General features: G+C 47.9%; 20 protein-coding genes. All 20 read right to left on the bottom strand.

What is annotated here, in order from left to right:
- Nucleotide 1 precedes the first annotated feature (1 nt).
- Complete coding sequence (locus tag ACG1VR_RS04420; protein WP_395490297.1) at nucleotides 2-712, bottom strand: hypothetical protein; 711 nt, start codon at nucleotides 710-712, stop codon at nucleotides 2-4.
- A complete protein-coding gene (locus ACG1VR_RS04415; RefSeq protein ID WP_395490296.1) occupies nucleotides 693-1,244 on the bottom strand; it encodes a hypothetical protein in 552 nt (183 codons plus the stop codon). Before ACG1VR_RS04415 ends, ACG1VR_RS04420 begins: the two co-directional genes overlap by 20 nt.
- On the bottom strand, nucleotides 1,231-2,109 hold the full coding sequence (locus tag ACG1VR_RS04410) for an EscJ/YscJ/HrcJ family type III secretion inner membrane ring protein (RefSeq protein WP_395490295.1): 879 nt from the start codon (nucleotides 2,107-2,109) through the stop codon (nucleotides 1,231-1,233). The genes ACG1VR_RS04415 and ACG1VR_RS04410 overlap by 14 nt, the downstream gene beginning before the upstream one ends.
- On the bottom strand, nucleotides 2,109-2,411 hold the full coding sequence (sctI, locus tag ACG1VR_RS04405) for a type III secretion system inner rod subunit SctI (RefSeq protein ID WP_016537909.1): 303 nt from the start codon (nucleotides 2,409-2,411) through the stop codon (nucleotides 2,109-2,111). Before sctI ends, ACG1VR_RS04410 begins: the two co-directional genes overlap by 1 nt.
- A gap of 21 nt (nucleotides 2,412-2,432) precedes the next feature.
- Nucleotides 2,433-2,705, bottom strand: coding sequence for a type III secretion system needle complex protein (locus ACG1VR_RS04400; protein ID WP_395490294.1), 273 nt, complete (start codon nucleotides 2,703-2,705; stop codon nucleotides 2,433-2,435).
- Nucleotide 2,706: 1 nt separating this feature from the next.
- Nucleotides 2,707-3,921, bottom strand: coding sequence for a PrgH/EprH family type III secretion apparatus protein (locus ACG1VR_RS04395; RefSeq protein ID WP_395490293.1), 1,215 nt, complete (start codon nucleotides 3,919-3,921; stop codon nucleotides 2,707-2,709).
- Nucleotides 3,922-4,514: 593 nt separating this feature from the next.
- Nucleotides 4,515-4,778, bottom strand: coding sequence for a phosphopantetheine-binding protein (locus ACG1VR_RS04390; protein WP_016537914.1), 264 nt, complete (start codon nucleotides 4,776-4,778; stop codon nucleotides 4,515-4,517).
- Nucleotides 4,779-4,817: 39 nt separating this feature from the next.
- Nucleotides 4,818-8,243, bottom strand: coding sequence for a hypothetical protein (locus ACG1VR_RS04385; protein ID WP_395490292.1), 3,426 nt, complete (start codon nucleotides 8,241-8,243; stop codon nucleotides 4,818-4,820).
- A 12-nt stretch (nucleotides 8,244-8,255) separates the two neighbouring features.
- Nucleotides 8,256-9,443 carry an IpaD/SipD/SspD family type III secretion system needle tip protein gene (locus tag ACG1VR_RS04380; RefSeq protein WP_395490291.1) on the bottom strand — a complete coding sequence of 396 codons (1,188 nt, stop codon included), beginning with the start codon at nucleotides 9,441-9,443 and terminating at the stop codon, nucleotides 8,256-8,258.
- A 56-nt stretch (nucleotides 9,444-9,499) separates the two neighbouring features.
- Entirely contained in the window at nucleotides 9,500-10,606 is a 1,107-nt protein-coding gene (locus ACG1VR_RS04375) for a hypothetical protein (RefSeq protein ID WP_395490290.1), read from the bottom strand.
- A 26-nt stretch (nucleotides 10,607-10,632) separates the two neighbouring features.
- Complete coding sequence (sctE, locus tag ACG1VR_RS04370) at nucleotides 10,633-12,516, bottom strand: type III secretion system translocon subunit SctE (RefSeq protein WP_395490289.1); 1,884 nt, start codon at nucleotides 12,514-12,516, stop codon at nucleotides 10,633-10,635.
- Between the two features lie 45 nt (nucleotides 12,517-12,561).
- A complete protein-coding gene (sicA, locus tag ACG1VR_RS04365) occupies nucleotides 12,562-13,080 on the bottom strand; it encodes a type III secretion system translocator chaperone SicA (protein ID WP_395490288.1) in 519 nt (172 codons plus the stop codon).
- Between the two features lie 88 nt (nucleotides 13,081-13,168).
- Nucleotides 13,169-14,233, bottom strand: coding sequence for an EscU/YscU/HrcU family type III secretion system export apparatus switch protein (locus tag ACG1VR_RS04360; protein ID WP_395490287.1), 1,065 nt, complete (start codon nucleotides 14,231-14,233; stop codon nucleotides 13,169-13,171).
- A gap of 20 nt (nucleotides 14,234-14,253) precedes the next feature.
- Nucleotides 14,254-15,027, bottom strand: a complete 774-nt coding sequence (sctT, locus tag ACG1VR_RS04355) for a type III secretion system export apparatus subunit SctT (RefSeq protein WP_016537921.1) — start codon at nucleotides 15,025-15,027, stop codon at nucleotides 14,254-14,256.
- Between the two features lies 1 nt (nucleotide 15,028).
- Nucleotides 15,029-15,286: an EscS/YscS/HrcS family type III secretion system export apparatus protein gene (locus ACG1VR_RS04350; protein WP_016537922.1), complete on the bottom strand. Its 258-nt coding sequence runs from the start codon at nucleotides 15,284-15,286 to the stop codon at nucleotides 15,029-15,031.
- Between the two features lie 15 nt (nucleotides 15,287-15,301).
- Nucleotides 15,302-15,967, bottom strand: a complete 666-nt coding sequence (locus ACG1VR_RS04345) for an EscR/YscR/HrcR family type III secretion system export apparatus protein (RefSeq protein WP_016537923.1) — start codon at nucleotides 15,965-15,967, stop codon at nucleotides 15,302-15,304.
- Nucleotides 15,954-16,889: a FliM/FliN family flagellar motor switch protein gene (locus tag ACG1VR_RS04340; protein ID WP_395490286.1), complete on the bottom strand. Its 936-nt coding sequence runs from the start codon at nucleotides 16,887-16,889 to the stop codon at nucleotides 15,954-15,956. Before ACG1VR_RS04340 ends, ACG1VR_RS04345 begins: the two co-directional genes overlap by 14 nt.
- Nucleotides 16,886-17,833: a type III secretion system needle length determinant, SpaN/EivJ family gene (locus ACG1VR_RS04335; protein ID WP_395490285.1), complete on the bottom strand. Its 948-nt coding sequence runs from the start codon at nucleotides 17,831-17,833 to the stop codon at nucleotides 16,886-16,888. The genes ACG1VR_RS04340 and ACG1VR_RS04335 overlap by 4 nt, the downstream gene beginning before the upstream one ends.
- Nucleotides 17,821-18,267, bottom strand: coding sequence for a surface presentation of antigen type M protein (locus ACG1VR_RS04330; protein ID WP_016537926.1), 447 nt, complete (start codon nucleotides 18,265-18,267; stop codon nucleotides 17,821-17,823). Before ACG1VR_RS04330 ends, ACG1VR_RS04335 begins: the two co-directional genes overlap by 13 nt.
- Nucleotides 18,257-19,543: a type III secretion system ATPase SctN gene (gene sctN, locus ACG1VR_RS04325; RefSeq protein ID WP_016537927.1), complete on the bottom strand. Its 1,287-nt coding sequence runs from the start codon at nucleotides 19,541-19,543 to the stop codon at nucleotides 18,257-18,259. The genes ACG1VR_RS04330 and sctN overlap by 11 nt, the downstream gene beginning before the upstream one ends.
- Nucleotide 19,544: the final 1 nt, after the last annotated feature.

The raw sequence follows: 19,544 nt of genomic DNA, 5'->3' as shown, positions 1-19,544 counted from the left end.
ATTACTCCTCATGATGTTGAGTATCACGCATTGCTTCATCACATTGCGGATAACGAAGGGAAAGTTGTTCATGGAGATGCTGTATGGCCTGCTCAGATATTTTTTGATGGTCTGGATAAAAATCTATTCCTCCGGTTAATGTCTCGACGCTAGAATAGATAAATTCCTCTGGGAAAAATTCGGCAAGCCGTTCTTTATATTTAAAAACAAAACGCGGCTCGTGGTGATATTCAAAAACCACCGAACCGGCATGCTTACCTTCCACCACACGAGACAGGCCCGTTCGGAATCGGCGATTCGCATAGGGCATTAGAATACAGACTGGAGAATTTTTATCATCTTTATCAAGTTCATCAACCCATTGCTCCAGCACGTTGAGAATAACGGCTTCCTCATCAAGGATGTCTGACAATAAAATTTTAATATCCTTCTGAACCTTAAGATAAAGCTCATGGGCGTAACTCGAATTATTATCAATAAATTGGCAAACAGAATCGATAGACATCAACAATCCACGTTCATAACCGACACGATAAGCTTCTTTTTGAATATTATCGCTTTCCTGCGCGGCCTGCTTAATAAGCTGTTTAGCCCTGGTTTTCGCCTGCCAGAGCAGCCCATCGCCCTCCCTGATTTTCTTCAACGTTTTGGAAGGGATGAGCACGTTTTCGAGTGCTTTATGAGGTGCTATGTTAGTGATTTCTTTTGGCATATTGAATGGCCATCCTTACCAATATTTCATTGTCATTCCGCTGCAAAATAAAACCATCCGACATATTCACCTCAGCCTGTTTTTGAAATAAAAGAGGAATGCGTTCTTTCATTAGTAATGAAACATCAGAACTAAAGGTCATTAATTCCCGATATGCAAGGAAACTCAAACACTCCCAGGTAATATCTCCTCTAAAATCATCCCTTGAGCCTGTTAATTCGCACTGCGTGAATTGAAAAGTCAGGGGATCAAGTTTGAACATTAAGCCATTATAAGCAAGAGCGGAACGATACCTGTGGCAGGCTGCCATAAAAGCAGCTTTAGCCAGTACCGCCCAGTGGTGGGCGAGATAATTTTCTTTGCTATTCGATAAATCGATATCTCCCGTTGAAAGCCCATACTGATGCAAAATAATATCGTTGATAATGCTGCGACATCTTGCTGTAGCCAGCTTTTTGGGGAGTAAAAAACGCTTTGGATGGATCCATGAAATAGGATCGTAGATAATATATTTTACATCAGCGTGCATCATTAGAGCCTTTGAAATCAGCACCCGGTTCCGCATCTGAATGACCCTTTTCAGGCTCTAAATCCGATTTATCCGGCACATCGTCACCTGTTATGGCACCTCCGCCGCTTCGTTCATTTTTATGAAAAATCGGGCGCCGCCGCATTGTCTCTTTCAGAGAATGGCCATTTTTTTTGAAGAACAAGATGAAAAGAAGAGCGCTGGCAAATAACAGACCTACGATCAGCAACAACGACGTTACCGAGAATGATTTATCAGGTGCTACAACGGGTGGAACTCGCTGTACGTCATCAGTTTTAGAAAGCACAACGGAGATATTATCGTAATCAATATTATCAAAGCTGTTCTTTAAAAACCTTTTCACATCACCAATCAGAAGCGACGGATCCACAATGCGCTCGTCATAGTTAAGCAACGATGACAAATGAACTGGCTTTTTGTTTCGCTCCCCCTCACCGGCATCAAAATCGTAGCTGACATGCACCCGAGCGGAGACAACGCCACGAATTGAAAGCAATGACTGAGCAAGACGTTGCTCTATTCCAGAATATAAACGCGCTTTTTCGGCACGCGGGGAAGAGACCAGAGAGTCGGCTGGGAACATCTGCGCGATCTCCATCTTTGGCGCCCGAGGCAAGCCATATGTCGACATGAGATCAACGGCTGCGGCAAAGTCCTTCGGATCAACAGAAACGCTAAACCCTTCTTTTGCAGAATCTTTTTTGTCAGCCGAAATGTTATTGCGCTGCAACAGCGCAATAACCTCGTTCGCCTGGCTTTGATCAAGGCCTTTCAGCAGCTGTTCCTGCTTACAACCCGTAAGCAGCAGAATCATTAACGGCAGAACAAGATATAATTTTTTCATCATCAGGAACGCAGTAAAGTCTCTACAGCACTGACGCCTTTACGGGTCAGGGTACTGATCATTGAAACGTGCAAATTATAATCAGAGGTTCTTTGCTGTAGCCGGAATAACTCAGCCGGATCGGAGGTGACTCTTGCCTGCTGAAGCTTATTAATAACGTCAGCTTGTTCAGCCTGAACCGTCGTAGATGTTTTTGCGTATGCCTGAATCATACGCTCCTCCAGCGACAGTGACGTAGGATCAGACATTGTAATATCCGATGCCTGACCGGTGAATGCCTGAATAGAATTCAAAGCTATACTCATAGTCTTTCTCTTAATAATCCATTAGCGGAAGTTAGTAATAATTGCGGAAGCAACGTCCTTATAAACCTTCACAACGTTAGATTGTGCATTTCGGTAAAGCGTATATTCCGAAAGGCGAGACTGATATTCAGCCAACAGCTGTGGGTTGGATGGATCCTCAGTTAACTTTTTTAAAGTATCTCCTAACTCAGTATTTAATTCGGTTACACCCTCGTCAAACGTGTGGGATGTATGGGACAAAAAACCGTCCCAGACGTAGGCCGTTGCCCTTGGGCTATCTACTGGCGAACTCATGTTATAACTCCTTATGTAAGCTTCTCGGGAAATACCAATGGCCAGGTGATAGTTTCACATATCCCTGTGTTCCATACTTATACGACTTGCCTTTCAGCCAGTCATTTTTCAGCTCGAGGGCGAATTGCACGTACTCTCCCCCCCAAGCCTGATAGTAGCGAGTAATAAACTCTTTCAATCTTTCCAGTTCGCCATCTTCAATGGCTCCCCGAATAACAAAAGTTACGCTATTTCCGTTATTGATTTCGGTAAACGACAGAGCCATTTTTTTCAGGCCGTCAGCAGCGAGTGATTTTATTTTTTTATCAGAAATCTCAGAAATGGCGATGCTGTTGGCATAAGCAACATTTTTGATCAATGCGGCAATAAATCTATCTCTTTCCACATCGCTTAATCTGGTGCGCTCAGCGCTTATTTCAAGCACCGGATGTTTAACATCTGCAAGTCTTATTCGATGAAATTTCACCTGAGGCCAGTTACTCTCAATCCACTTGCCGAGCCGTTGCTCTTCGGCCCCTAAGGTCAGCACCTTTGTGCGATAAGGCTGTGGAATACGGACCATGGATTGAATCGCCCATTGAGCCGATTTATCATCGTCTGCAAGCACGTAAATAATTTTGTCATTGCCGTACACAATCTGATAGCTATCTGACGACTTATTCAAAAAATCAGCCACGGAGGTTATCTGCCGCTGTGTTTCAGTCAGCCATGTGTACCCGGCGAAAGAGATGCACCCCACAATTCCCAGAGCAACCAGAGCTTTCCACCACTGCTTTTTGGGGGCTCTACTCAGAGGTTCGACGGTGTTTTTTTTGGCTTCGTTAAGTTTATCGTTCGAATAGAATAGAATTTCATCTGAAAAACTGCCGTCCGCCTCTCGCCAGGCTAGCTTTTGCCCTCCGACGGCCACAATCTGGTTAGCCGGAAAAACGCTTTCCGGCGTAGCATCATCCTGAATCTCTCTCAAGATAACCGGCTCGCCGTCATCCTCTGGCACCAGAACTTCAAAATTTGAACCATTCTCTTTTGCCGGAATATAAATAGTATTTTCCGGTAAAAGCGTTCCATGATGCTGCTGACGAATAGCCTGTTCATCACTAATGATGAAGAGTGTTTTTCCCGATACAAGGGTAAACTCACATCCGCGTAACATTCCATTTAACAGGCGAACGACCAGGTGTTTCCCGGGTCCACCGTTTTCTCTTTCTTCTAACATAACGAAGCACATGCCCTTGTAATCAAGGATGAATACAATAATCCATCAACCCTGGAGACAGGATACATTGAGCGGTACGGAACATCCTGATTCAATTACAATGAAAAAATGATAGGCAACCTGTGCAGATAACAGAAGGAAAGCAATTGCAGATTTGAGATTAAATTAAAATCAGTTAGGTATCTTTAAAAGATATATCTTATCAATCACAAACAACGACAAGAGGCCACATTCTGGCTAAAATACCTTCTTTTTGGCATCACTTTCCCATCATTATTTGCAGCAGAAATAACATTACCGGATAAATGAGAGATAAAGAACGGGAGAAAAACAAATACCCGCGTTAAAAACTTTCTTAACAGGATAACATCTTAGAGATTGCAAGTGTTTAAGCTCACCCTCATCGAGTATAACGCTGCTAAGGATGTCGTACTCTATCAGATTGCAAAAATCATAAATAGCTCTCCGAAATTTATTTTTCAGACTGACACTTTTTAATTTTTATCGTTTCAGAAATAGCCACTCTACGCGTGGAATACGTGTCGTTGCTTTTTATAAAAACTTACGTTACCAGAACCATAAGTATTCATTACTCATGATAACTGCTGGCTGGTGGACAGCGCTTTGCCGACTATAGAATACAGGTCTTTAACATATTCCGTTTCAGCAAGAAACTCCTCCTTATATTCAATTTTGAATTTATCTTCCAGCGCCAGAGATATATCGAGCAATGCCAATGAATCAGCCAGTAAGTCGTAACAGAGATGTTTTTCTGGTTGTACACCGTGAATAGAGCAGTTCAGCGTTGATGCGACTATTTCGTTAACCGCGCTAACAATATTATACTGAGTCATCATTCTCGTTATTCATTCCCCCCGAAGGGGGAATTACCTTAGTTATTTTTTATTTGCCGGGCCGTTAAAGAATGGCGTAGCCTGAGCCGAACCACGACTGCCAATATAGCCCTTATTTTGGCGATCCATGTAAGTCTGCGCACGTGGGCCTTTATTAGCCTGGCCGCCCTGTACGCCATCTTTTTGGAATTTTAGATCGCTATTATTCTGTGCAACAACCCTTTGTCCTTGCGTAGCACCAACCATTTTATGACCCGTGGCAGGCAGCTGGCTTACGGTGTTACTGACATTTTGCGAATTAACCGACTGGCGGGACTCTCGTGCAAAAGAAGCATCAGCACTCTCACTGTTAGCTCCTGAACCCGCCACTTTTGGCTCCGACACCTTACGATCACGCGCAAAACTGGAAGGCACGCTACGCGCGGCGGAAGAGCCCGGGCCGCCTAAATAACCATTGGTCGCTCCCACCGGCGGATGTTTTTTCGCTGGCTGATGATTGAGGTTTTGAGGGGCTGTATGTGCTCTCGCCTCAGCACCGTGCTGGCTTGCTGCCTTAGCCGTGTTTTGTAAATAAACCGACTGCTTTGGGATTGCGGCATTTTTATCTGGCGCTGCCCGACCGGCTGCTCCGCCCCGCACGGGATTATTCACGCCAGCAAAATCGGAGGGAACGGCACGCGCACCGGACGAGCCAGGGCTACCTAAATAACTTCTGCTCATGTTTACCGGAGGATGTTTTTTCGCCGGCTGATTCTTCGCCCCTGCCACACTTTGCGCACCTGCCTCAGGCTTTACAGCGTTACGCTGGACGTTGCCCACCACCGTTTCCGCCGTAGCCTTTTGTACCGTTGCATGCACCTGAGCGGAATTAATCAGAGGTGAAGCCTGCATCATTGCATGTTGCCCGATATGGGTCTGGGCTCCCGCTTTCATCCCTCGATCATCGGCGGCCCGTTGTTCCACAGCGGATTTCCGCCCCTGAATATCCCCCTGAGTTTGAACAGCAACCTTCGCTGACTCCACACCTACTGTTTGCGTTTCTCGCCCAATACCGGCTTTCCCTTTTTCGCGAGCAGAATCTGACGGTACGGAACGAGCACCGGATGAGCCAGGGCTACCAAAATAGCTATTTGTCGTCTCCACCGGAGGATATTTAGCTGACTGCTTATTCGATGCTCCGGCATCGCGTGTTGCCTGCTGCGTTACCGTAGCCGAGAGTGTGGAAGACCGTGAGACAGCTTCCGTGCGTATGCTAGTACGCACTGTCTCTTTGGATATATTTTTCTGGGACGTTGAATTTGCCTGAGCAAAGGCTCGATTACCTGCAACAGCCGGCCCTGCGTTGGTTGCCGCTTGAGCTGATACTCCCGGCGTCTGCGCCCCACGCCCGACGCCCACTCCGGAATTATCGCTGGCTTTATTACGCCCCGCATCCGAAGGCGTTGAACGCGCCCCGGACGAACCCGGGCTACCGAAGTAGCTGGTGCTGGCATCAACCGTAGGGTGTTTTACCGCCTTCGCCGTTTGCTGACCCGCAGTGCGCATCTCAGGCTTAACGCCCATAGCCTGTTCACTCCCTGCGAAGGTTGCTTTGTCCGCTTTTACCGGCTGCGCCTGAACGTCGGGCCGGGCCGTTGATGGCTGAGAGGATAAGCCAACCGTCTGCGCCCCGCGCCCGACGCCCCCGCCGGAATTACCGCTGGCTTTATTACGCCCCGCATCCGACGGCGTTGAGCGCGCCCCGGACGAACCCGGGCTACCGAAGTAGCTGGTGCTGGCATCAACCGTAGGGTGTTTTATCGCCTTCGCCGTTTGCTGACCAGCAGCGTGCATCTCAGGCTTAACGCCCATAGCCTGTTCACTTCCTGCGGAGGTTGCCTTGTCCGCTTTTACCGGCTGCGCCTGAACGTCGGACCCGGCTGTTGATGGCTGAGAATATGGGGCAGGGGCTGGCGATGCTGCCTGAGGCTCCGTCCAGGAGTCTTTCACCGCCGAATTTACCCTGGGCTCCACGGCTGGCTGTACAACCGGCTGCGGCTGCTGTGTCTCATCGTCAGGTGTAACTTCCGCCCCTGGCTCTTGCGCCGGAACTGAAGGAATTGTGGCGGTATTTACCTTTGCAAACTGTCTGGTGAAAGGTTCTTCGGTAACCGGTGGTTTGAGTCCCTCACCCGCCTGAGTGCCTGTCGCAGCGTTATGCTCAGTCTCTGTCTGAACATGCTGGCTATGATGAGGTGAAGCGCCATCAGTTTGAGTTAAATGGTCATTTACCGGTGTTTTATCAAAATTGACGTCATTATCGGCTTTAGCTGGTTCGCTGGCGTTCATACCGCCATTGATATTGGCATGGATAGAATTATCGATAGTGACATTATAAATTGTCTGGCCCGGCTGAGCAGATGCCCCGGGCCCGGCTACCGGGCCATCCTGCTTTTTGCCATCTGCGGCTGGCGCATTATCAGCCATTTCCGCAAGGCGATGATTCAGCAGATCGAAAATAATCGACTCATGATGAAGCCTGTTCTGAACCTGTTCAAAAGGTGACAGCGGCGCGCCGGAAATGCTGCTATGCATATCCTTATGCTCAGCCTGAGAGGCGCGAAACAGATCGCTGCTCTTATCCAGAACCTGCTTTTGCTGCTCTGCGGATAAACCGGAATTAAATATAGCAGTAGCAATTTTATCGGAAATTTGGTGATTAAAAGTTAAATCAGATTTTCCGTTTTCGGCTCGGCTCAACCCAACCAGTCGATTGCAAACGCTGCGAAATTCGTTCAGCTTAGATTCGCTGGATTTCATCGACCCGGCGGCAAGGGAATCAATTCCCAGGCCATTTTTAGAAACGATAGATATAAATTTACTGGTCAGCTTATCAAGCTCACTTCTCTTTGCGCTGTCTTCCGGCTGCAGGCTGTCCTTCACCTCTTTGCGAATCATCAAAAAGTCGTTAACGCACCTGACGGCCCGATGCTCCTCCTGCCCCGAGAAGTGGGTGATCATACTGATGAATTTTTGAAACTTCTTTTCTTCAGTTTTATTATTTGCTTCTTTATGGCTGGAAATCAGGTCTTCTTTAGCATCATGCTGCTTTTGAGAGATAAACTCCTCGTCGGATGGAAGCTCATGCAGCGCTTTGCTTATTCCTTGTTTAAATGAAGCATCGGCCGAAACGCTCGCGGCTTCGCCTGCATTTGTTTCTTCCGCACGCTGCGGGGCAGCATTTATAACCGATGTTTCATCATTATTGACAACCTTAACGGTGCAATTTTCGCGCCACTGCATCTTGTCAGAACTGATAAATGAAAGGATATCAGTGACCGATGCCTGCTTAATACTCAGGCGGCCAGGAAGATCATCGATATTTTTAACCCCGCTAAGATTATCTCCGATAGCCGTTTTATTAGCAGGTTCGCTTTTCCTTGCAAAGGTATAATTAACGCTGCCAACCCCAGAAATTCCGCCGCCCATTTTAACCTCCTGTTAAATAGTTAAGAAACCTTTATCGCAGTCCTGTAAGGATGAGATAGTGCTGCTCAATACCTTAACTAAATTATCGAAGGTAGAGTTTGCATTGGAATACTTCTGGGTTAAGGTTTGCATCCCGGTTTGAATTTTGTCCTTCTGCATATCCATACCCGCCTGCCATGCTGCCCATTGAGCAGAATTGCATAACATAGCAAAGTCCCCGATGCTTCCCGGATCACTTCCCCCCCATATTGTATTCACGGTCACTGAATCATAAATTTCTTGTAGTGGGCTGGTATCAATATGGACATAATACCCCCCACCCGATCCAGCAGAGATGCATTTATCCGGATCAAGACCCATTTCCTTGCACCACGCCTCGCACTCTTCTTTAGTCGCAGTATAGGTATGACTCGATGGATATAACACAGAGTTATCATTATATGCAGAAGGGCGGTATTTATCCATTAGCTCCTGGAGCGCAGCAAGAAATTTAGTCGCATTAAGTATTGTGATACCATCCTTATCACCCTTCATATAATCTTTTAGCTTGGCCATAAAGTCTGAGAAATCGCTATAAAAATCAGCATATTTCTCAACCGCCTGCTGGAAAACGTCGAGATAGCCGCTGCCCATATCGCCAATGGCATCCGCAACGGACTCACAAATATCCCAGCTGGAAGTTGGCCCGGAGCCGCCGCCGGCCGCATTTTTTAACCCCTCTAACAGGGAATTATTCTGCTCCGCTCCATCTAATTGAACGTCCGGACTTAACAAGCCGAGGTTTTGTAAAAACACGCTCATATCAATAGCCGGACCTGCAGGAGTACGCTGGTCCGCCGGCAGCGGAAGGGAGGCGGCCATTTCAGGCTCGCTGCTGCTGCGCAGCACGTCCATGCGCGCAGCAACTTCACGGCCAACCAGCGCCGCACGCGCCTTAATCGCGCCCAGCTCTGCGCTGAATGCCGCAACCTGCCCGGTTTTAAGCAAATGCGTTAATTTATTCTTCTCCGCCATTACGCTCAGGATGGGTTTGTTAAGAAAACGTGCCGTAGCAGAAGCCCCTGCCGCACCACTTTTAATAGTTTTCATACCGGTATCTGCATATTCAATGGAGCCAGATGACGTATTTTTTGTATCGTTTACTGAATAAAACTGATGGCTGCTGGTAATACTTTTTAAATAATTATTAGAAATATTCATTTTTCCCCCGCTAAGCCTCCTGAAGCAGGAGGCATCTCTCATCGCTAAGCTGGTTGTTAGCCTTTAATATTATTGGTCATTGAGCTGACGGCGTTTGAGCGGTTGGTCAGTAGCTGAGCCAGCAGCTGCAACAGCTCGGTTTTAAAGCGGGCGATAGACTGCTGCTCGCGCTCATCAGAATCTTTACGCGCGGCAAAAATATTCTCATCCGTTTTATCCATCTGGGCTTTAGCATCGGCATTCGCTTTCTCAACGTGGCCGCTGGAAGATGACAGCGCGGCAATACTTTGCCCTCCCTGGCCCAGCATCTGGCCGTGCATCTGCATTCTCATGGCATCATTAGCGCGCATTTGCTGCTGCATGGTTTCGATTTTGGCATCATGGCGCAGGTTATTAGGCTGCTTTTTCAGGAGATCGACATCCGAGGTGCTTTCTTTACCCAGGCCAACGCGTTTACCCGGTGCGGCTTTAGCGGCCAAATTATCCGCGCTGCGGTTTAAATTAACTTCTTTAGTGCCGTGAACCTTAATCGCCTTATTGGCGTTGTTTAAGCCTTTAGCCTGCACCCCCGCGGAGAGGCCGCTGGCGGCCATGCTGATCCCCGCCTGCTTATCCACCATGTTTTTATTTGCCACGCCCGCTTCCACGGTTTTTTTAGCACTGGACTCACCAAGCTGGCGCGCAATAATGCTATTTGCGCTGGCCTGCTCGCGCATAATATTCTGTGCTTCCTGAGCGGCAACACTTATGGTTTGCAAAATAGCCGCCGCACGGCCGCTAAAGCCATTGGCGATAGTGGTAATATCAAAACCACTTTTCTGCGCCAGCACGGCGAGCTCTTTCCCTGCTTCGGTATACGCTTTGGTCACCTGGTCGGTCGACAAATTAGCAAACGATGAATGCAGCTGCTCAACCTGTTTTGAAAAGTTTACCGGGTCAGCCTCAATTTTACCCTTAGGGATATCCGGCGCGATCTCCTTTAATACGGCAGCGGTAATTACGCTTTTTACCGCCGAGTCGGCAAATACCGGAATACTATTGCCGTCACTTACGGCGCGGTTTTTGGCTGAATTAACGCTAGCCTGATCGACATAATCTTCATTGCTTAACGATTTTAACGGCGCCTGATAGGCAGTTACGCCATTTGCTGGAATAGAGGACATATTTTTTCCTTTATAATAGAGGCTAATCAAGCCTTCATGTTTCGTGTAACAAAATGGCCCGCGGCATTTTGGCTTTGCAGCGTATCGGAGAGCATCTGGCCAATAGACTGAACCTGCCCCTGATCCGATTTAAAACGGCTAATAATGGTATCCAGCAGGTCACGCAGGATTTTTATATCTGTATTTGCCATCTGGAATTCGGCTAAAGTCTTCGTGGCCTCCAGCTGAATATTCGCAACATTCATACTCATGCCTGACTGAACAAATGAATTTGAGGTAGAAATCCCTACCCGTGCCATATTCAAATGATTAAGGTTAATTTTTCTGAGGTTATTCATAACCGCAGAGTCGCTCTCTTTAACCAGCCCGGTAATATTTTTAGTCATCTTCGCAGAGACCTTCTCAATTTGCCGGACCATCTGCTTCATCATTGCCGAAGCCTGCTTCGCGATTCCCTTAATAATTTGCGGGATGATTTTGTCAATCACCTGCTTAATCGCTTTTTTAATCGTCTGAACAACGGCCTTAGCCATTTTCTTGATTAAGAATTTTGCGGCACTTTTGGCAACCAGGGCCACAACGACAATGGCAGCGATGGCGACCGCAGCGGTGACGGCCATATGAATGGTATCCATCATGTTTGCACCGGTAGCTTTATCGATCTCCTTCAGCAGCAGACCCAGCGGCGTATAGTCAAATATTTTGGTAACAATATCCCCGAGGAAATTCATTAATGGCATCAGCACATGTTCCATTAATGGATCCATAATCATGCCGGTGAGCGATTTACCCGTGGTAGCCTCAAGAATGGGGTCCAGTACCATCAGGGCAATACCAATCGCCATCAGCGTAGTACCGGCCCCGCCGAAGATAGTGGTAATAGCCCCCAGCGCAATCGCTAACCCACCGAGGATTTTGCCGATACAGTCGGCCATTTTCTGCGTATCTTCGGCTTTGCGTGTCTGCTCTACATACTCATCAGACTTGCGCTTCATTTCTGCCTGGCGTGCTTTGGTCTGAATGCGGTTCATTTCTAAATCGCTTTTCAGCTTCTCGCTGGCTACCTCATCCATGTTTTTGATGAACTCGGTAATCAGCATAATCATCACGGCCGTGCGCGATAGCGCCTTCTCCGACTGTTCGGCCGCAGTGCTGACTGAAGCGCTGCCGGGCAGAACTACGTTGGCATATTTTTTATTCAGCTCTGCGGTTTTAGCGTTTAGCTTATCGAGGATTTTCTGCCCTTCATCGATAGCATCTTTGGTCTTGTTCTTCGCCGCGGTCAGGTTCTCCTGAGCCTTGTCATAAGCCGTAGTCGCTGTGGCAACGTCGGCTTTAGCTTTAGCGATATCCTCTTCACTGGCATTAGGATCCTTGAGCAGGTTATCCAGCGCATTTTTAGCGCTCTCTAACTTGTCTCCGGCGTTCTTCCACTCAGAATTGGCGGCCTCTTCGTCGCCTTTTGCCGAGTCTATGACCTTGCCCTGAGCATCAAACTCACCTTGCAGCTCATCCAGCTCGGCGGACATCTCGTTCGCCGCCTGTATGGCCGCCTCTGACTGGCTAGCAAAAGTTGCAGCAGCATTCGCCAACTGATGCGAGTCCATGGTGTTGCTGAGCGACTGATAGCGGAGCATCGCCAATAAAACCTGTGATTTATTAGTCAGGCCGTTGGTTGGCTCACGAAGTGATGGCCTGTCGCTATCCATCTCAAGACTGCGGCTAAACTCTTCAGAAACGCCATTCGCTATTTCATCCTGGCTCCTTTGCTGTGCCAGCGCATTTAGCTGTGAACCTTTGGCCACAGAAATATGCGTTTTGCTGGAAGCTGCATTGGTCAATGAAACATTAGACTTTATCGTAGCGTTCAACACGGCAGTTTGAGCTGATTTTGCAGAACTCAAATCCATATTATAGTCCTTATTATATTATCGATTTATTATAATCACTTTAAACTAGACGGCCTCATCCGGCGTTTCAGTATTTTCATCCGCAACGGTTTCACTGCGATTTTGGCGAATAGTATCCATATAAATTTTAGCTTTATTAACCAGAGACTGGTCTGTACATCTCTGGCAAATAATATCAAAGCACTGTAAGGCTTTTACCACATTGCCCATTAATAGCTGACATTGCCCGGAATAAAACACTGGATTAAAATTATCCTCGGCCATAACGTAGGCCAGCGCATAAAAATCACAGGCTTTGTGGTAATTCTTCTTTAATTGGTTAACCGCCCCCAAACCGATGAAATAATCTGGGTTTTTTAAATCATACATGCACAGGAAGTTAAAGAAGCTTTCTGCTTCATCGAGTCGGCCCTCCTTATAATACTGATATGCATGAGCATAAATGTTTTCCATGGTATCATCAGGGATGCCATGAATTTCACGTAATGTCGCACCATGTTCCATGGTGGCGCTCATAATCAATTCGGCTTCTTGTTCAGTGATATTACCTTTCATTATATCCATATCTCACTCTTTGGCAGCGTCACCGTTCATTCAGATGACAATATTTAAACATGTGGATTCCAAACGTTCACATAAAGAACGCTCATTCTTACTTCTCTTCGGGCGGCCGTTGATGCTCATTCATCCAGGCATTTTCGACCTGTTCAAGCCATATGAGAATCTCGATAACATCATCAAGATCATCAATACTTACAAAGGAATAGCGGCGATGTGTTTTGAATATTTTGCGGGCAAGCCTGACGTTCTCGACTACCGGAACGCCAACTTTTTCAGCATAGGCACGCACCGCCAGCGCCCGCTGGTTGGTTTCCAGAACGGAGATAAAAGGGATGCCTACAACGTCCATGTTGATGTAGATCCCTACGGCAATATGCGTAGGGTTAGCGACGATAACTTTGGAGTTCTCGATATCCGATTTCACCTGCTCGGAAAGCAGCTCCATATGAAGCTCTTTGCGTTTTGATTTTATTTCCGGGTCGCCATCCTGCTCTTTATGCTCACGTTTGACTTCCTGCTTATCCATCTTCAGATCTTTAATATGCAAAAAGTATTCGGCTAGCGCATCAAGAACCAAAACCAACAGCGCGCAACACAGGCATAAATAAACCAGAGAACTAAAGAGCTGCCCCCATATCGGGAAAATATTCTCTACTCCAGCATTTACCTGAGAAAATACCAACAGCTTATTGCCATCCCAGAACATAATTGCCGCAGTAATAAAACTCGCCAGAAAAAGCAGCGTTTTGACAACATCTTTCAACGTGCGCAGGCTAAATAGCTTCTTAAAACCATTAACCGGGTTGAGTGCCGAAAAATTTATTTTTAACGCCTTACTTGCAAGTTTGAATCCCGTTTGCAGCAACGCAGGTAAAGCCGAGGCCGCTACGCAGAGTATAAAGAAAGGCAGGAATATTTTTACACCTGACCATAAAACGGCTCTGGCGTAACCCTCGGTGTCACTGGTAAATCCATTTTCAATAACCCGGCGCCATAGCACCATAAGGTCTACAGCTCCAGTAAAGCTCACCAGATATTGCACGCCAAAAAGAATCAGGCAGGAGATAATAAGATCTTTGCTCTTAAAAGATTGACCTTTCTCGGCGGCCTCTCTTTTCTTTTTGGGGGTGGGTTTCTCCGTCTTGCTCCCCGACATTATGCCCTCCAGAATAAAAACTAAATATGGCTGCTTAGCCAGGCTGGCATGCCTTCAGGTAATAGTTCCAGCAGCATGACTTTCCCTGGCAGCACCGGGGTGAAGTAAATAAGCAATAAAAAGAAAGCGATAAAACTCTTAACCGTTAGCGCGAGAGCAAAAGCATTAAGTTGAGGAGCAAATCTGGCCAATAGCCCCAGGCACAGCTCGGTTAAGAGGAAAATAACAATCAGCGGGCTGGCAAGAATCAGCGCATTGCTCACCAGCAGCCCCAAAAAACCCAACACGGGCGCGATGCCAGGAAGCGTCATCTGGTAAGGCCCCCAAAGCTGATAGCTTTTCTCAAAAACCTCCAGAAGAGTCAGCAATCCGCCGTGTTGCAACACGACCACTGCGGCAAACAAGTTAAACAGATTAGCCAGCTCCGAAGTGTCCACACCGGAAAGCGGGTCGATGCTGCTACTAAGCGTTGCCCCGCGCTGGTTATCGATAACGCTACCCACCGCGTGCAGCACCCAGCAGGGCAGGCACAGGAAAAAAGCCAGAATCAGACCGATGGCCAGCTCTTTAGCTATCAAAATCATAAACCAGACCGAATCAAAGCCTGCTATGGGTGCGCCGGAGTATGGCCACAGAGCCACGCCTACAAGCATTGCCACCGGCAGACGAATAGCGCCGGTCAGGGTGCTGGAATTAAAAAATGGCAGCAGGATAAAAGCAGGCATTAAGCGGGCTGACGCCATCGCCATTTCATAAAGCCAACGGTGCAGATCAAAGAAAAGCATCGTCTGCATGTTATCGGGCCATCGCCATCCGGATGACCTCCCGTGCGAAATTGATTAGCACATCGCCATACCAACCCGCTACCAGGAACAGACACAGTGCGACACTCAACAGCTTCAGGCCAAAGGGTAAGGTCTGTTCCTGAAGCTGCGTAACCGTTTGAAATAGCCCCACCAGCAGCCCGACTATCGTTGCTACGGCAATAGGTAAAGCTGAGAGCATCAAAATAAGGTAGAGCGCCTTATTACCCGCGAAGGTGATTTCATTCATAGTCCACCCGGCCTGTTAAGAAGCGAGATCGATGTATTGCAGCACGAGGCCTTTTGACAATAACGTCCAGCCATCGAGCACCACAAATAGCACCAGTTTTATCGGCACGGATATCGTAACCGGGCTCATCATCATCATCCCCAGCGCCAGTAAAATACTGGAAACCAGCAGGTCAATGACCACAAAAGGCAGGTAGAGATAAAAACCGATTTTAAACGCGCTCTTTATTTCGCTTAATGCATATGCAGGAAGCAGGGAGAGAATCGATGGTCTTTCATCTTCCTGAGCAAGGCTGTCGTCTTCTTTATCCCGCTCTATCTGCACCCGCTCAAAAAAGCGAGTTAACTCGGGGTCTGAATACTTCTCCAGATAGCTTCGATAGCTGTCTAACCCATGCTCAACGAAATAAACAACTGATTGTGGATTGCTGGAATCCATATCCGAACGTTGGTATTCCTCATAGCCGTTTTTCACCACCGGCATCATCACAAAAAAGGAGAGCACGAGGGCAATGCCGTTTAACGTCATATTTGACGGTATCTGCTGTAAGCCTAAGGCGTTGCGTACCATGACAAAGACAATAGAGAATTTTATATAGCAGGTTCCACAGGCGATAAGAAACGGGAGTAAAGTCGAAAAAGCCAGTATTGCAATAAGCGAAATATCATTACCTTGAATCATCGCCCGGCTCCTGATAAAGCTCTTTTACCTCTACGCCCAGGCGGTCTTCAATCCACACAACTTCTCCGCGGGCAATAGCAACACCGTTGGCGGTAATTGTAATATTTTTCTCGGCATCGGGATCGCATGGTAAAACCATTCCTTGATACAAAGATTCCAGCTCATCGATAGCAATACGATTTTGCTGCAATACAAAACCGAGCTTGACGGAAATTTTATCTCGCGGCATTAATTTTTGTGGCTCAGCTTCCGCATCATTTTCATAATCATCAAAATCTATTTCCGTATAATCATCTTCAGTGTCAAACATAAAACCATCCTCATTACGGGAAAACTTTCCAATAATATTGCCGCCAGAAAAAATAAAGTTTTGAGTCTTATTAACCAGCAATACATCTCCAACCGAAACGCGTTTTAGCAGGCTGATGCTAATAATGCTGTGCCCTACCTCAAACTGAATCTCCACCGGCAAATGTCCGACAGCCATCCCACCGGTGGAGTATCCCGGCGCAGCGAGGTTTTCTGGTATGCCGTAAAACCATACCCGAGCATGCTGAAACTGGCAGGAGTACATTGAGTCAGTAATATTGGATCGACTCGTCAGACCCTTGCTTGCCAGCTGATGATATTCAAGCTCTTCAGGTAGCCCTTCCAGCGGATTAGAACTGTTAATAAACAACTCTTCCAGCTGCTGTGCCGACCAGCAAGAGCCGGACATCTTTGCGCTTTCCGGCATGATGCCTGCAAACCAGGCTTGTAGATCGATGACCCCTTCCCAGCCCGTGTCACTGGTAAAATTGAGCAACGTCTCACCCGGTTTAATACCCTGCTGAAACACAAATCCCTGGCTTTTCCAGCGTAAAATATGCTGCCGCCACGCCAGCTCCTGGGACGAGTAATGGCGCAAATTTCCGCGTATCACGCTTGCTCCTCATCGGCGTCAGACTGCCGGTGCTGCCCTGGATGCTGCTTCTCTTGCTCATCCTGGAAAACCCATTCAGGATTCCCCTGATGGTGATGCTCACTATGGTCGGCGAGGCGCTGTTGAACTAATGAATCGGAAGGGTGCAGCACCACTGGTGTGCCATTGTGGGCCGCCATTTGCACATTAACCTGATGGCCTCTTCCCCAGTCTGAAAAAGTGTAAGTCAGCCGACCACTGGCCTGAGTTTTATTGGCAGGGTTCTCAGAAGCTGCGCTTGCAAGTACATCGCTGGACATTCGCGCATGGCTAAGCGTTTTGCCTGGATTGATGTCTTTAGCTGTATGTTCAGCGTTAGGCAGATGAGTATTTACCAGATGTGGACGAATATTTTCCCTGGCGGATAATTGCTCATGCGGCCGGTCTGATTCAGATGAGGGGATGCCGTGAGGCTTCATCTCATTATCCTTTGCGGGCTGCTGGGTCCCCGCCTCTTTGTTACTTTTAACATGCCGCTCTGGCGATGAAATAATAACTCCCGAGCTATCTTTAGACGCCAATACCGTCGGTAATACCGGGTTATGCTCGTAACGAGCTAGAGTCATTGCCGATGGACCAACTGCTGCCGTCCCGGCTGGTTTACGGTTTTCCCCGCCTTCTAAAACACCTGCAGGACCGACGCCCTCAGCCGTGAGAGCTGGTAATACTGACCTCACCTGATTCTGGCTATGCTTTGCGCTTCCCCCCTGAAGGCTCATAGCCAGCCGCTGCATTGAGCGTTCAGCCGGCAAATAGCCCGGGGGCAAAGCCGCTGCCGTATCCTGGGTTTTAGAACGACCTTTGAGCACTTTCTTTGCTATATCATCGAGGCGGCTGGTGACCGATTCTCCCGCCGTTACGAATGCGGCATCGTTGCCTGCATTGATATTATTTACCGCTGCCATGAGATCCTCTCTTCCGTTTCTGATTCCTCAATACGTGCCTCTCTGAGCCTTTTTTGTTTACGCTCGGCCGTACACAGATACTGATATTTATCCATTTTTCTGAGCAGAATTTTTCTCTTTTCGACAAGAGAACTCTTTTGCCTCTCGCAATCTTCTTGCTGGTGCTCAAGCTGGGATGACTGCATTTTCATCTCTGCCAACTTTCTTTTCAGCGCCCCCTGGCGACGCTGAATCGCCAATAATTTTTCTTTATTAAGTATGCCGTTGGGATAAAGATTCTTCATCAACGCCACTATTGCCGACATCTCCTCGTAGGCTTTATTTATTTGCGCAGAAAGAGAGCGATGAACACTTTCATTTTTAGCGATCAGTAAATCATTACGTTGAATATTGAATTCAGAGCGCACGATCAGAGCCTTTATTTTATGACGCAAGTTCTCTCATCTCCTGAAACACTTCACGGAAGCTGGCATGCTCATCTACGCCCTGCCGCAGCCATGCAAGTAGATCATCCCGCTTATTCATCGCATAATCGTTCTCTGCATTTTCGCCAGGCTGGTATTCCCCCAAATCAACAAAAATTTGTAGCTCTTCGATCTTCGCTAAAATACGCCGGATCTCTCCAGCCAGTTGAAGATGTTCAGGTTCACAAACCTGGCTCGAGACGCGGCTAACGCTGTTTAAAACGTCGATTGCCGGATAATGATTTTTGGCGGCAAGTTTCCGGCTTAAATAAAGGTGCCCATCGAGGATCGACCGAATTTCATCGGCTATAGGATCCGGCTCATCGTCACTCTCCAGCAAAATGGTGTACCACGCCGTAATACTTCCTGAATGGGTAGAACCAGGTCTTTCAAGCAGCTTCGGTAATGAGTCAAATACCGAGGCCGGGTAGCCCCGGCGAGCCGGTGATTCACCTGCGGCCAGCGCGACGTCACGCAGCGCTCTGGCATAACGAGTGATGGAGTCAAGAAACAACACCACATTCATCCCCGCATCGCGGAAATATTCCGCAACCGTTGTCGCAACCAGCGCTGCATTACAGCGATCGAGGGAGGAATAATCAGACGTGGCATACACCAGGATGCATTTTTGCTGGCGCTCTGACTGCCGCAGGGCTTCAGTAAATTCCGTGACTTCACGCCCGCGCTCTCCAATCAGCGCAATAACAAAAACGTCGGCGTCAGCCTGCTCAATCAGCATGTGCATTAGCGTGGTCTTACCGCAGCCCGCCGAAGCAAATATGCCCAGTCGTTGACCAATACCGCAGGTCATCACGCCGTCAATTGCGCGTACGCCGGTGAAAAACGGCTGGCGGATACCGACTCGCTCCTGATAGGAAGGGGGCGGACTATCAACCTGACGAACTTCCCTGGCGTAACCATCATGATTTTCTACGAACCGCTCAACAACATTACCGGCAGGATCGAGCACACATCCCAGCAGGTCATGACTGACAACCACGGATAAACTTGCCCCTGTGGGGCTGATTACAGCCTCCCGGGATAATCCTTTTGCGGTGCCAATCAGGCTCAAAACCGTGTTATCACCGTTAAATCCCAACACCTGAGCACGCGCGACAACGGCCGGCTTGTCCCAGCTGGCGCGGATTTCGCACAACTCGCCAACCTTCACGCCGGGCAGAATCGCTTCAATAAGGGGACCAGAAAGACGCTGTGGGTGTGCCTGCTGGCGTAGTAGCTGCTTCATA

Source organism: Cedecea davisae (assembly GCF_044095835.1).
Classification (GTDB): domain Bacteria; phylum Pseudomonadota; class Gammaproteobacteria; order Enterobacterales; family Enterobacteriaceae; genus Cedecea; species Cedecea davisae.
This window is presented reverse-complemented; position numbering and strand designations above follow the sequence as displayed.

What these genes read in the sequence shown, in the direction of transcription:
- ACG1VR_RS04420 (WP_395490297.1), bottom strand. Translation starts at nt 712, where the DNA reads ATGCCAAAAGAAATCACTAACATAGCACCTCATAAAGCACTCGAAAAC.
- ACG1VR_RS04415 (WP_395490296.1), bottom strand. Translation starts at nt 1,244, where the DNA reads ATGATGCACGCTGATGTAAAATATATTATCTACGATCCTATTTCATGG.
- ACG1VR_RS04410 (WP_395490295.1), bottom strand. Translation starts at nt 2,109, where the DNA reads ATGATGAAAAAATTATATCTTGTTCTGCCGTTAATGATTCTGCTGCTT.
- sctI (WP_016537909.1), bottom strand. Translation starts at nt 2,411, where the DNA reads ATGAGTATAGCTTTGAATTCTATTCAGGCATTCACCGGTCAGGCATCG.
- ACG1VR_RS04400 (WP_395490294.1), bottom strand. Translation starts at nt 2,705, where the DNA reads ATGAGTTCGCCAGTAGATAGCCCAAGGGCAACGGCCTACGTCTGGGAC.
- ACG1VR_RS04395 (WP_395490293.1), bottom strand. Translation starts at nt 3,921, where the DNA reads ATGTTAGAAGAAAGAGAAAACGGTGGACCCGGGAAACACCTGGTCGTT.
- ACG1VR_RS04390 (WP_016537914.1), bottom strand. Translation starts at nt 4,778, where the DNA reads ATGATGACTCAGTATAATATTGTTAGCGCGGTTAACGAAATAGTCGCA.
- ACG1VR_RS04385 (WP_395490292.1), bottom strand. Translation starts at nt 8,243, where the DNA reads ATGGGCGGCGGAATTTCTGGGGTTGGCAGCGTTAATTATACCTTTGCA.
- ACG1VR_RS04380 (WP_395490291.1), bottom strand. Translation starts at nt 9,443, where the DNA reads ATGAATATTTCTAATAATTATTTAAAAAGTATTACCAGCAGCCATCAG.
- ACG1VR_RS04375 (WP_395490290.1), bottom strand. Translation starts at nt 10,606, where the DNA reads ATGTCCTCTATTCCAGCAAATGGCGTAACTGCCTATCAGGCGCCGTTA.
- sctE (WP_395490289.1), bottom strand. Translation starts at nt 12,516, where the DNA reads ATGGATTTGAGTTCTGCAAAATCAGCTCAAACTGCCGTGTTGAACGCT.
- sicA (WP_395490288.1), bottom strand. Translation starts at nt 13,080, where the DNA reads ATGGATATAATGAAAGGTAATATCACTGAACAAGAAGCCGAATTGATT.
- ACG1VR_RS04360 (WP_395490287.1), bottom strand. Translation starts at nt 14,233, where the DNA reads ATGTCGGGGAGCAAGACGGAGAAACCCACCCCCAAAAAGAAAAGAGAG.
- sctT (WP_016537921.1), bottom strand. Translation starts at nt 15,027, where the DNA reads ATGCAGACGATGCTTTTCTTTGATCTGCACCGTTGGCTTTATGAAATG.
- ACG1VR_RS04350 (WP_016537922.1), bottom strand. Translation starts at nt 15,286, where the DNA reads ATGAATGAAATCACCTTCGCGGGTAATAAGGCGCTCTACCTTATTTTG.
- ACG1VR_RS04345 (WP_016537923.1), bottom strand. Translation starts at nt 15,967, where the DNA reads ATGATTCAAGGTAATGATATTTCGCTTATTGCAATACTGGCTTTTTCG.
- ACG1VR_RS04335 (WP_395490285.1), bottom strand. Translation starts at nt 17,833, where the DNA reads ATGGCAGCGGTAAATAATATCAATGCAGGCAACGATGCCGCATTCGTA.
- sctN (WP_016537927.1), bottom strand. Translation starts at nt 19,543, where the DNA reads ATGAAGCAGCTACTACGCCAGCAGGCACACCCACAGCGTCTTTCTGGT.